Origin of the sequence: Apibacter sp. B3919 (genome assembly GCF_026537405.1) — a bacterium.
In the GTDB taxonomy this organism is placed as follows: Bacteria; Bacteroidota; Bacteroidia; order Flavobacteriales; family Weeksellaceae; genus Apibacter.
Genome location: NZ_JAFNMG010000005.1, coordinates 1 through 12,944 on the forward strand (window position 1 = coordinate 1; position 12,944 = coordinate 12,944).

General features: G+C 29.5%; 10 protein-coding genes and 3 tRNA genes. 7 read left to right on the forward strand and 6 right to left on the reverse strand.

From position 1 onward, the window contains the following. Positions 1 to 390: 390 nt before the first annotated feature. Positions 391 to 1,722, reverse strand: a complete 1,332-nt coding sequence (locus tag J3U20_RS08400) for a hydroxymethylglutaryl-CoA reductase, degradative (protein WP_160542839.1) — start codon at positions 1,720 to 1,722, stop codon at positions 391 to 393. A 302-nt stretch (positions 1,723 to 2,024) separates the two neighbouring features. On the opposite strand from J3U20_RS08400, the gene J3U20_RS08405 reads away from it, so the two are divergent. After that, positions 2,025 to 4,196 (forward strand): helix-turn-helix domain-containing protein, encoded by a 2,172-nt coding sequence (locus tag J3U20_RS08405; RefSeq protein WP_160542841.1) that lies wholly within the window; start codon positions 2,025 to 2,027, stop codon positions 4,194 to 4,196. 27 nt (positions 4,197 to 4,223) lie between these two features. Here the strand turns inward: J3U20_RS08405 and J3U20_RS08410 are convergent, their stop codons facing one another. After that, the gene (locus tag J3U20_RS08410) at positions 4,224 to 4,922 is read right to left on the reverse strand and encodes an OmpA family protein (protein WP_160542843.1); all 699 of its coding nucleotides are present in this window, start codon (positions 4,920 to 4,922) and stop codon (positions 4,224 to 4,226) included. Between the two features lie 381 nt (positions 4,923 to 5,303). On the opposite strand from J3U20_RS08410, the gene J3U20_RS08415 reads away from it, so the two are divergent. From J3U20_RS08415 to J3U20_RS08425, 3 genes are all read left to right on the forward strand, one after another. Further along, positions 5,304 to 6,404, forward strand: a complete 1,101-nt coding sequence (locus J3U20_RS08415) for a hypothetical protein (RefSeq protein WP_160572920.1) — start codon at positions 5,304 to 5,306, stop codon at positions 6,402 to 6,404. Between the two features lie 30 nt (positions 6,405 to 6,434). Beyond that, the gene (locus J3U20_RS08420) at positions 6,435 to 6,638 is read left to right on the forward strand and encodes a hypothetical protein (RefSeq protein ID WP_185149856.1); all 204 of its coding nucleotides are present in this window, start codon (positions 6,435 to 6,437) and stop codon (positions 6,636 to 6,638) included. Positions 6,639 to 6,956: 318 nt separating this feature from the next. Further along, a complete protein-coding gene (locus J3U20_RS08425; RefSeq protein WP_324125940.1) occupies positions 6,957 to 7,685 on the forward strand; it encodes a DUF5655 domain-containing protein in 729 nt (242 codons plus the stop codon). A 348-nt stretch (positions 7,686 to 8,033) separates the two neighbouring features. Here J3U20_RS08425 and J3U20_RS08430 read toward each other — a convergent pair. The 3 genes from J3U20_RS08430 to J3U20_RS08440 form a co-directional block, all read right to left on the reverse strand. Further along, a tRNA-Arg gene (locus J3U20_RS08430) sits at positions 8,034 to 8,107 on the reverse strand. A gap of 21 nt (positions 8,108 to 8,128) precedes the next feature. Further along, positions 8,129 to 8,201 (reverse strand) — tRNA-Pro (locus tag J3U20_RS08435). Between the two features lie 21 nt (positions 8,202 to 8,222). Further along, positions 8,223 to 8,307 (reverse strand) — tRNA-Ser (locus J3U20_RS08440). 135 nt (positions 8,308 to 8,442) lie between these two features. Here J3U20_RS08440 and J3U20_RS08445 point away from each other — a divergent pair. The 3 genes from J3U20_RS08445 (at position 8,443) to J3U20_RS08455 (ending at position 10,990) form a co-directional block, all read left to right on the forward strand. Beyond that, entirely contained in the window at positions 8,443 to 9,366 is a 924-nt protein-coding gene (locus J3U20_RS08445) for an N-acetylmuramoyl-L-alanine amidase (RefSeq protein ID WP_160542848.1), read from the forward strand. Positions 9,367 to 9,395: 29 nt separating this feature from the next. Beyond that, positions 9,396 to 10,286 carry a GTPase Era gene (gene era, locus J3U20_RS08450; RefSeq protein WP_105296571.1) on the forward strand — a complete coding sequence of 297 codons (891 nt, stop codon included), beginning with the start codon at positions 9,396 to 9,398 and terminating at the stop codon, positions 10,284 to 10,286. Positions 10,287 to 10,417: 131 nt separating this feature from the next. Then, the gene (locus J3U20_RS08455) at positions 10,418 to 10,990 is read left to right on the forward strand and encodes a DUF2892 domain-containing protein (RefSeq protein WP_160542850.1); all 573 of its coding nucleotides are present in this window, start codon (positions 10,418 to 10,420) and stop codon (positions 10,988 to 10,990) included. A 153-nt stretch (positions 10,991 to 11,143) separates the two neighbouring features. Here the strand turns inward: J3U20_RS08455 and rho are convergent, their stop codons facing one another. After that, positions 11,144 to 12,817, reverse strand: a complete 1,674-nt coding sequence (rho, locus tag J3U20_RS08460; protein ID WP_160542851.1) for a transcription termination factor Rho — start codon at positions 12,815 to 12,817, stop codon at positions 11,144 to 11,146. Between the last annotated feature and the right edge of the window lie 127 nt (positions 12,818 to 12,944).

A 12,944-nucleotide genomic window follows, 5' to 3' on the forward strand; every position in this document is an offset into this window, starting at 1 on the left:
CCCTCATCTTCTGTTTTTCTCTTTCGTTGTTCCTGACTTGCGGGTGCAAAGATAGCTACTTTTTCTTTCCCCGCAAGTTTTTTTTTAATCTTTTTTTAATCTTTTTTGCTAATTTTTTACTAATATATTGAATATCACCTATTTAACTTCCAAAAAAAATTTTAATTTTTTTTCTATTTATTCCTGCTTCTCTCCTGATCATTCGTATTGGTGCTTATTGGCCCGTTCTTATTCTTTTCTATTTTATAATCTTTATAGGCATACCCTATATTTATATTGTTAGTTTTGTATTCCTATCCTCTAATGTTTTTATTCAAGTACTTTTTTTATATATATGTATTGTTAGTACGCTTTACTATTAATACTTTTTAATGTATCTTTTATTTAACATTATTGTTCTTTACGGAGTTTTTCCAGTTCTGCAGCCACTAAATGATGTGATATTGTTTTTTCTTTAAATATATTGAGTATCTCCTTCTTTTCTTTTTCCGTTGCTCCTAATTGATTTATTATATTGGTAAGATGCATTTTCATATGTCCTTTTTGAATTCCTGTTGTAATTAATGATCGTATTGCAGCAAAATTTTGAGCCAGTCCAGCAACTGCTACAATTTGCATAAGTTTTTCTGCTGAGGGATTATTTAATATTTGTAAGGATGCTATTACTAATGGATGAAGTTTCGTTAAGCCTCCAACTATTCCTAAGGATATAGGCAGATCAAGCCAAAAACGAAATTGATCGCTTTTAATTTCACAATGAGTTAAACTGGTGTATTTCCCTTTATGTGAGGCATAGGTATGTGCACATGCCTCAACTGCTCTAAAATCATTTCCTGTGGCTATTACTACAGAATCAACTCCATTCATAATTCCTTTATTGTGAGTAGCTGCTCTATAAGGTTCTACTTCTGCTATTTCAACTGCTTGTTTAAACTTCCAGGCAAATTCCTCCGGAGGCATTCCGCTGTCGTCCTTTAAGTCTTTTATTTTACAGCTTACTTCCGCTCTCGCCATACAATCGGGTGTATAATTGGAAAGTATAGACATAATAATCTGCAAGCTGTTCTTTTCTTCTTTATTAAATATATTGGATTTTTGAAATTCTGTTTTAAATGTTTTTGAAAATTGTTCTAGGCATGAATTTATAAAGTTTGCTCCCATACTATCTTGTGTATTAAAAGAACCTTTTATCTGATAGTAGTTTTCAAGCTCTTTGGATTTATCTATTAATTCAATATTCACAATTCCTCCTCCTCTCATCTGCATATTCTTAGTGAGATCCTTCGATTGTTTAATGAGTTCTTCTTTTAAATGGGTGTTAAACCATTGTAATAATTTACTCCCTTCTCCTTTATATATGAAGTGTATATGTCCTAATTTAGTGTTTCCTAAAAGTTTCGTTTTAAAACCTCCTTTATCTAACCAAAATTTAGCCGATTTGGAGGCAGCCGCTACTACTGAGCTTTCTTCTATAGCCATGGGCAAGGCATATATTTCATCATTTATTAAAAAATTGGGAGCTATACCATAGGGAAGGTAAAAATTGCTTATAGTGTTTTCTGTAAATTCGTCATGTAGTTTTTGCAAATCAGCGTTATGATTCCAATACTGTTCTAATATATTTTTTAAATCTCCTGAACCTCCTCCGTATTGTTGGTTTAGCCAGTTAATTTTTTGTTCTTTGTTTAGTTTTGAAAACCCTTCAATAATTTTACTTTTCATCTTATTACTTGATTAAGTCTTTAACAAAAGTAAAATTTATAATTATATATCGTAATTATTTACATTTATTGCTCATGACATTTTGTTTTTTTAATACTATAGTTTAGTAACATTCTTTATAGATACAATCTTTTATATATAGTATAAGTAGTCAAATTATATTTTTTTGAATATTTTTTTATACATTTTACTCTTTTTAAATTATTTTTTAATTTTAGAATTAAAATCCTCTATTTTGTTTACTTTTTTATATTTATTTTTTTAAACTTTTAGTATATATTTGTATTAAAACCTAAAAGTAAATGGAAAACCCATCCACTGCAGTCAATATTGAACAGAAATTAGCTTTTGATTTAGCCAACTATACTAACAAAAACATTTTTATAACCGGAAAGGCGGGAACGGGTAAAACCACTTTTTTAAAGGAATTGAAAAATTCTACTAAAAAAAACACTATTATCGTTGCTCCCACGGGAGTAGCAGCTATAAATGCGGGAGGGGTTACTATACATTCTTTATTCGGGTTTCCTCTTACAAGTTTTATTCCTGTTAATGACGGATGGATTGATCGGAATATTGCTATCACTAAATTTGAACTTCATCAACATTTTAGGTATAATAAAGATAAGAAAAAATTATTTTCGGAGGTTGAATTATTAATTATCGATGAAGTTTCCATGTTGCGTGCGGATATTCTTGATGCTATTAACTGGTCTTTGCAATACACAAGAAAAAATGCAGCTCCTTTTGGAGGTATACAAATACTTATGATTGGAGACATGTATCAATTGCCTCCTGTAATAAAAGAGGAACAATGGAATCTTTTAAAGAATTATTATAAAAGCCTTTTTTTCTTTGATGCTTTAGTTTTGCAAAATAATCCTCCGGTATGTATTGAATTCAAAAAAGTATACAGGCAAGATGATCCTGTTTTTATAAATTTATTGAATGCTATTCGATACCAGGATTTTGATTCTATTGATTTTGAATTACTTCATGAAAGATATGATCCTGATTTTATTCCGAAGGAACCCGGTTATATAACTTTGACAACTCATAATTCTATTGCTACTTCCATTAATGAGAATGAATTAAGAAAACTCAATAAACCTATTAAGTTTTTTGAGGCTATTGTAGATGGTGTATTTCCTGAAACCTCATATCCCACTGATATGGAATTGGTATTAAAAGAGGGCACTCAAATCATGTTCATTCGAAATGACAGCTCCGGCAACAGAAGGTATTTCAACGGAAAAATCGGTATTATTGAAAAAATTGAGAATTTTGAAATTTATGTTCGATTTGAAAATCAAAAAGAATCCTTTTTATTGGAACATGAAGTTTGGAAAAATATAAAATATAGTGTTGATCCTGAAACGGGCAAGATTACGGAAGAAGTTTTGGGATCGTTTTCTCAATTTCCCATTCGACTTGCTTGGGCTGTAACCATCCATAAAAGTCAAGGGCTAACTTTTGATAAAGTAATTGTTGATGCAGGAAAATCTTTTGCTTCCGGCCAGGTTTATGTTGCCTTAAGCAGGTGCCGAACTTTGGAAGGAATTATTTTAAAATCTATTATAAGAAATCATAATATTATTCAAGATTCTAAGATAAACGAATTTCAAAATCAAATGTGGAATGTGCATGAGTTAGAAAATACTCTTAATGAAGAGAAATATAATTTTGGACTTGAAACTCTTTTTAAATCTTTATCGGTTCTTTCTTTAACTCATAGGATTCAGGATTGGCGCAAAATGACTATTGAAAAATCTATTCCTGAAAAACAACGGGTTTTGGATTTAATTACTTCTATTGATGAGTGCTTACATTCTCTTTTGTTAATCAATCAAAAATTTCAACGAAATATTCTTTCTCGTTTTAATTCATCAACTATAACCAATAAGGAGGAAATATGGCGAACTATCGAAATGAGGGCTAAAGATGCTGTGGAATATTTTGCAGATGAGCTTTTTCTTAAAGTTTGGAAACCTTTGCAAACTCATTATCTTGATTATAAAAATAAATCAAGAATTTCTCAATATCTAAAATTCATTTGTGAATTTGAAAATGATAGTAAAGTGAAAATAAAATATATACTTTCCACGAATCTTATTGATCAACGGATTACATATAAAGAATATGTTTTTACTTCTGATTCCGAAACTTTTTCAAAAGCCAATAAAAAAGAAGACACTGTTGAATTAACTTTACAGCTTTTGCAAGAAGGAAAAAATCTTACAGAAGTAGCCAAAGTTAGAAATTTGACGGTTTCTACCATTAGCAATCATGTAGCTAAATTGATTTCTAAAAATAAAGTATCTGTATATGATTTCATCTCTGAGGAAAAGTATGTTTTGATTGAAAAAAAATTAGCTGAGTTAAATACTAAAGAATTAAAACTTATTAAGGAGTCATTGGGAGATGAAGTTTCTTACGATGAAATTAAATTTGTACGAAGTGACTTGGGGATATAAATAAACAATACTGTGAGTAATTGAATTTTATTTTTCAAGTACGCGTATATCTACTCTTCTGTTTTGTGCTTTACATTCAGGTGTATCATTAGCTTCACAAACCGGATGCTGTGATCCATATCCTTCAGATGATATTCTTTCTGTTTGTACTCCTGATTTGATTAATTCTTCTTGAACGATTTTTGCTCTATCTTCTGAAACTTTTTTATTAGTTTCTTCTGATCCGGTAGTATCGGTATATCCTCCAATTTTAACTTTAGCTTTAGGAAATGCTTTTAAAATTTGCGCTAAATTTTTTATTTGTTTTCCTGATTCTGTAGTTAATGTGGTTTTACCTGTATCAAAATATACTCGATCTAATGTAATCCAGCCTTTGGTTTTATCTTCACTTACATTTAGAGTTGAATCTTTTAGAAAATTAAACAATTTAGCTTCGGTTGAATTGTTTCCTACTTCGAAAATTTCTTCTCCGTTCGGAAGTTTTATGGTAAATATATCCCCGGTTTCATATATAAAATTTCCTGTTGCAGGATCTAAAGTACCTTGAATGACTGTACCAATTTTATCTACTTCAACCGATTGTTCTTTTTCTAATTTTTCTTTTTCTGCCTGTTGTTTAATTAGTTCTTCTTTTTTATCTCTGTCACATTCACAACTTGCTATAGTACAAACTATTGTTAAAGCTCCTAAAAAGTTTACAAGAGATTTATATAAATTTTTATTCATATTAATAATTTAATGTAAAAAATTAACTCACAGTATTATTTATTAAGAAGGTAAATTTACATTAATATTTCATTTAGGAAAATTTTAATAAACAATTATTTTATACCTTATCATATATTTTATTTTTAAGATATTAAATAAATTTGAATTAAAAGAACTTGTATTTGTCGAATACTAATCATTTAAAAAAAATGTTTTATAATTAAACTAACCATATCATTATCTTATTTTTTTTTCTTTTTTTTAAATTAATTTTCAATTAAGATAATGTGGATTAATTTTATTTTTTTATTATATCTATTAAATTATTTTTTTTTATTTTTAAAATATATTCATTATATTTTTTTTATATTATATTTGACCATTTGCAATAGTTTAATAATGAAATATAAAAATATAATATACATTTTCTTGTTTGCAATTACCATCAAAATAGTATATATTTTTACAGCTGTCTTAATTTTAAAAAACGCTATAGATTATTCTAGTTTTAACACTTTTATTGGTGATATTTTTTTTAGATGGGACTCCCATAAATACTATTCTTTAATAATAAATGGATACCCACATTCATCACCGGAGATTTTAGCTGAAAAAGATCATATTTGGGCTTTTTTTCCGCTATATCCCGGAATTATTTCTGTTTTAATGAAGGTATTTTCTTTAAGTTTTAACACAGCTGCATTTTTTTGGTCTCTTGTATCTTCTTTAGCTGCTTTTCTAGGAATTTACTTGTTTTGTAACATTTATTTTAACAATACTAAAAAATCATTATTTATAACTATACTTTTTTTATTTCTCCCATTTAGTTACTACTTTTCAGCTTTTTTAACTGAAAGTACTTTTTTACTTTTATTAATATTTTCATTTATTAGTATTTATAAGAAAAAATATTTTATCTTCTCGATTCTATCTTCTTTGCTTGTTCTTGTTAGAGCTAATGGAATGTTATCGGTATTTATCCTTTTTTTATTTTTATTAGAAAATAAAGGAATCATTTCCGGATATTTTAGATTTAATTTTTCAATTAATAAAGAACTTGTTATTAAGTCATTATTTTTCATTCCTCCTGTATTAGTATTTCTATGCTACTGCTTATATCAATATTATATGACAGGAGATTTTTTTGCTTTTTCAACAGTACAGAAGGCTTGGGGAAGAACTGGCGGAATTCCTCATGACTTTATTATTTTTAGAATTCCTTTAGCGATACTATCTTTATTTTTGTTTGTTTATTTTTTAAATGTTAAAAAAAATCAATTAAGTTTTACTCTACTAATTTTATTGAATCTATTACTTCCTATTTCAACCGGGACTTTTGGTTCTATTCCAAGATACAGTTGTACATTATTTCCACTTTATATAATAGTTGGTAATGCTGTTAACAACACAAAAATAAAATGGCTTATTGTTGCTTTAACTTTCTCTATACAAATTTATTACTATATTTTATGGTTGAAACTTAGTTTTGTCACTGCTTGATCAATTAATTACATTTAAACTACAAATTATATGAAAATTTTTAATTTATTTAAATTACATTACTTGTTTGAAAATTTCTTTAATATTGTAATATTTCATAAGGACGACGGATGCGAGTCAGAGCTTGATGATGAGGAACAATATTCTTTAAAATTATTTCTAAAATATTTATTCGATTTAAAAGAAAATGTCTTCAAAGCAATTATCATAGATGAATTTCAATGGAATAAATAGGCTGTCTTAAAACGGAAGAAGGCAAGCCCGACTATAAAAGGTTTTGTATTCCAACAATATATAAATATGGGAATAAAAAAAGCAAAAAATACCTTATCGTATTTCAGAAACATATGTAATTATCTATCCCTCAACTATTAAAACTGATTTTTATGTTCGTACTTTCTCAAAATAAAAACCAATTGTCTGAACTAAAAGAAAAGCCTTTTAAACTAGAAAAGGAAATTCAATTATTATTTGAAAACAATATGGAAATCTTAACAGGATTAAAGTGAATTTACGATTAAAAATAGCCGGATTGATACCCTTGCTTTTGACATGGAAAGTAAAGCCTTTGTTATCATTGAGTATAAAAGAGAACGGAATTACAGTATTATAGACCAGGGCGTTTCTTATCTTAATCTGATGCTTGAGTATAAAGCCGATTTTATTGTCGAATATAATGAAACCCAAAAGCATTCCATTAAAAGGAATGAGGTGGATTGGTCGCAGAGCCGAATAATTTTTGTTTCCCCTTTCTTTACCGAATTTCAGAAACAGTCTTCCAATTTTAAGGATTTAGCAATAGAATTATGGGAAATTAAACGTTATGAAAATGATAGTCTTATAATAAATCCGATAAAAAAATCGAAATCAGCTCCTAGTATTAAACAGATACAAAGTGACAGAAACTCGAAAATATCAAAAGTAACTAACGCTATAAAAGTATTTACAGAAGAGGATCATTTGGATCACAAATCCGAAGAGGTTAAAGAATTATACGAAATGTATAAAAATACGATTTTAAATCTTCCTGCTAATATTGAAACAGAGCCTAAAAAACTATATATTACTTTCAAAAAAGATAAAAATATTGCAGATATTGTACTATTAAAAAAAGGGTTGAAAATTTTTATAAATAAGAAAAATGGAGAATTGGATGATCCTAAAAAATTGACGAGAGATGTATCTAAAATTGGACATTGGGGAAATGGAGATTATGAACTCATTGTTGATGATACGCATAATTTAAAATATATTATGAGTTTAATAAAACAGGCTTTATAGATTATAAAATATCTATTTTTCTAATTATATCATTTTTTTAATATATTATCGAACCTATTCTACATAATTATAATAGTATTTAGATCAAAATTAAATCCGATATACAAATTAAAAAAATAATTCTTCTCATTATTCAGAAAATTATAGGTAGCTATTTCAAATTCTTTATTTACAATGATTTCATTAGATTTATTTTTAATAAAATCTTTAGTAACAATTATCTATTTCAACCATTTTAAGAACATAAATAATGAACTATTATTTTATAATAAATAAAAAAACTTCTATAATTAAAATTTATAGAAGTTTAATAATATTTTTAGAGTAATAAACTACTCTTGAAGATTGTGATCGCGAAAGGATTCGAACCTTTGACCGTCTGCTTAGAAGGCAGATGCTCTATCCAGCTGAGCTACGCGACCTCCTTTCGGATTTTAATAATGTCGGGGTGACAGGACTCGAACCTGCGACCCTCTGGTCCCAAACCAGATGCGCTACCACCTGCGCTACACCCCGAATATACCTTGTGTGTTAATGCGGAGAGTGTGGGATTCGAACCCACGCGACAGTTTCCTGTCGACAGTTTAGCAAACTGCTCCGTTAACCACTCCGGCAACTCTCCAAATTTAGTCCGAATTCCAACTAATTTGGAGTGCAAAAGTAAGTGTAAGATTTTACTTATGCAAGTATTTTTTTAAAATTTTTGACTTATAATTATTTTACTGTTTTTTAACTTTGTTATTATATAATAAAATAAATGATACAAATAATAAAATTCAACATTCTGTGTTGTACACTCTTCTTCTTAGTAAGCTGTGGATCACAAAAAAAGATTATCGTTGATAGCAAGGTTATTAGAGATACTGTATATATAACCCATGCTAATCCTAAATATCACATCATAACCGAAGCCAACCTTCCGGAATATGTTATTTCTCAAAAAAATTTCCCTTCTGTCGCTTTTAATGAAAGAATTAAATTTTTAGTCTTACACTATACAGTTTCAGATTATCCAACCTCTGTTAAGATATTGGCTAAAAAGGGACAAGTAAGCGCTCATTATTTAATCACCGACCAGCCGAACGATACCATTGATATCTTAGTTAGTGAGGACAAAAGAGCCTGGCATGCGGGAGTTAGCTCATGGAATGGAACAGAAAATTTAAATGATACCTCCATAGGTATTGAAATAGTAAATAAAGGATACACTAAAATAAAAGATTCATTAATATTTACTTATTTTCCAAAATATCAGATTAAGAAAGTTGCTACTTTATCCAAAAACATTATTAATCGTTACGAGATTGACCCAGTGAATGTTGTGGGACACAGCGATATAGCCCCGTTAAGAAAACAAGATCCCGGACCTATGTTTCCTTGGAAAGAGTTATATACTCAGTATGGAATTGGAGCTTGGTATGAGGAGTATGACAAAGAGTATTATTTGACTCAATATATTCCGGATTCCTACCCTTACAGTTCTCCATTGGAATTTCAGAAAGCACTTAAAAAATACGGTTATAAAATAGATTTAACCGGAGAATGGGACAAAAATACATATCTAACAATCCGTGCATTTCAATGGCATTTCAGACCTGAAAAGGCTGATGGCAATGTAGATGCTGAAACTTGGGCTATTTTACAAGCCTTGAATAAAAAATATCGTTCCAATACTAAATAACTTTATAATTTTATCAAAAAATTAATTTCATGTCACACCACTCAGGATTTGTCAGCATTGTAGGAAAACCCAATGTAGGAAAATCCACTTTGATAAATCAATTAATAGGAGAAAAGCTATCCATCGTAACTCCAAAAGTACAAACTACTCGTCATCGAGTATATGGAATTTGGAATGATGAAAATACACAAATTATATTTTCCGATACCCCCGGAATCATACAAAATCCTGCTTATGAATTGCAGGAAAAAATGAATGATTTTGTAAAAGAGTCTTTTGAAGATGCTGATTTGATTTTATTTATCACAGAATTTGGCGAAGAAAAAAATCCTTCTGAATTTTTAGTTAAAAAATTAAATTCGGTAAAAATACCTGTTATTGTATTACTAAATAAAGTTGATAAAGCTAAAGATGCTTCAACTATATCAGAAAGCGTTGCATTTTGGCATAACCAATTACCAAATGCAGAAATTCTTCCTATATCTGCCTTACATTCTCTCAATACCGAATTAATTCTTCCAAAAATTAAAAGTTTATTGCCGGAAATGCCTCCTTATTATGATAAAGAACAATTTACTACCTTATCGGAACGTTTTTTTGTGAACGAGACCGTTCGAGAAAAAATATTGCTCAATTATCAAAAAGAGATTCCTTATTCTGTAGAAGTCGTTACCGAAAGCTTTAAAGAAGAAGATCATATTATCCGTATTGAATCGACTATTTATGTAGAAAGAAACACACAAAAAGGCATTCTTATCGGTCATAAAGGACAAAAAATTCAAAAAGTAGGGACGGAAGCTCGGCTAGACTTAGAAAAATTTTTTAATAAAAAGATTTTCCTCAACCTTTATGTCAAAGTAAAAAAAGATTGGAGATCCAATGATCGGGATTTAAAAAATTTCGGATATACAAATAAATAAGATTAAATAACTGGTTGACAGGTTAACTTATTTTTTTGTGCTATTTTCATTAAAAGTACTTTTCACATTTTTATTAATCCTTATTTTTTCAACACTTATTGTTACCTTTGTCGAAATTTGAAGACTTTACCATGAATAAATATATAAAACTTGTTATTGCAGCCCTCATAATCGGATTGGGCATTTATCTGATGTTTAATCGTCAAATAGGATTAGGAATTCTATTGGTTATTCTTTCTGCCGTGCCTATTTTATTATTTTTCAGAAACGAATATATTTTATTGGCTTTTTGGAAATTGAGAAAACAAGATCTTGTAGGTGCTCGTTCCTGGTTGGACAAAATTACTAATGTGAAAAGTCAATTAGTAAGAAAACAATACGGATATTATAACTATCTTATGGGGATTACTGAGGCTCAAGGCAATGCTGCTAAGGCCGAATCGTATATGAAAACTGCTTTGGATTACGGTTTAAGTTTTAAACACGATCGCGCATTAGCTACACTAAATTTGGCGGCAGGAGCTATGATGAGAGGTAATAAAAATGAGGCAGAACGTTTTTTAACTGAAGCTAAAAAATTAGATACTTCCAACATGTTGGGAGATCAAATTAAAATGATGAAAGAACAAATGAAAAGAGTAAATGTTTCGAGAAGCAATATGATCAACCCTCAAATGAGAAGTCGTTCTAAATTCATGAAATAATTAATTTTAGCTTATATTTGTATCACACATTTCATTTAAAAAAACTTTTTCAAATTTCAAATATAAATATCCTAGTTTTAGATTTTTATCAATAAAAAAGGCTGTTAAATTAACAGCCTTTTTATCTATACTATATATTTTTTATTAGCTATTTTATTGATTCATCGTTAATAAGAATTCTTCATTGGAAAGAGATCGGTCTAATCTCATTTTTAAGAACTCCATAGCTTCCAATGGATTCATATCTGCCAAATGATTCCTTAATATCCACATTCTTTGTTGAGAAACCGGGTCTAATAATAAATCGTCACGACGTGTTGAAGACGAAACCAAATCAATAGCCGGATAAATACGTTTATTGGCAATTTTTCGATCCAGTTGAAGCTCCATATTACCGGTACCTTTAAATTCCTCAAAAATAACCTCATCCATTTTAGATCCGGTATCTATTAATGCCGTTGCAATAATGGTAAGAGAACCTCCTCCTTCAATATTTCTTGCTGCTCCAAAGAAACGTTTAGGTTTATGAAGTGCATTGGCATCTACCCCTCCGGAAAGTACTTTACCGGATGCCGGAGAAACCGTATTATAAGCACGAGCCAAACGGGTAATGGAATCTAACAATATTACTACATCGTGTCCACATTCCACCATTCTTTGTGCTTTAGACAGAACAATATTGGCAACTTTTACATGTTTTTCGGCTGATTCATCAAAAGTTGAAGCAATTACTTCTCCTTTGACGCTTCTTTGCATGTCGGTTACCTCTTCCGGACGCTCGTCAATCAATAATACAATCATGTAAACTTCCGGATGATTTATGGAAATTACATTGGCAATATCTTTCAGTAAAATTGTTTTACCTGTTTTAGGCTGAGCAACGATCATCCCTCTTTGTCCTTTTCCAATAGGTGAGAATAAATCTACTACACGAGTTGACAAAGTAGCTCCTTTACCTGCTAATTTAAATTTTTCTTCAGGAAATAAGGGAGTTAAATGCTCGAATGATACTCGATCTCTAACAAATAAAGGATCTCTTCCGTTTATTTCGATAATCTTAACTAAAGGGAAAAATTTTTCACCTTCTTTCGGTGGACGAACTTCTCCGGTAACAGTATCTCCGGTCTTAAGTCCGAAAAGCTTAATTTGGGAAGGAGAAACATATACATCATCGGGAGATGAAAGGTAATTAAAATCAGAAGAACGTAAAAAACCATATCCGTCCTGAGTGATCTCTAAAACTCCTTCTGTTTTTATAATACCCTCAAATTCATAATCGGAGGAACGATATTTATTACCATTGGTATGCGGTCTGTTAGCATATTCCTTAGTATTGTTTTTCTTCGGGCTTTGATAATTGGTTTTAGGCTCTTCATCAAAAAGCTTTTTATCATCCTTAGAAACTGTAGTTTTTTGAAAATGAGTGCTGTCTGCACTTTTTCTTAATATAACTTGCGGCTTTCTGTAAACCGGAATATCAATTTTAAAATCTTCATCATTTTCCGAAACTTCTTTTTGAACGTCATCATCTATTAGTGAGTCATCATCTTGGGAACTTTTATTTTCAACCACTTCCTCTTTAGAAAATAAAGTATCTCTTTGCTGTTGTTTAGCAGGTATTCTTTTTCTTTGTCTTTTTTCCGTTATTATAGGCTCTTCATCGGTTGATTTTTCCGACTCATTATGGTGTGTTTGTTTGTTTTGATGAGCTAAAATTAATTCAATTAATTCTGATTTTTTTAATCCTGAACTTTTAATTTTTAATTCATTAGCAATAGACTGCAAATCAGCCACTTTCATTGCTTTAAGCTTTTGTTCCTCAAACATAAGTTATGTTTAGTATGATTTTAAAATTACTCGAAAATTACGTAAAATATTGATTTTGATTATTTTATAAAAGAATAAAGTGGTAACTTTATGAAAAATAATGCACTAATCTTTAGTAGATTATTCA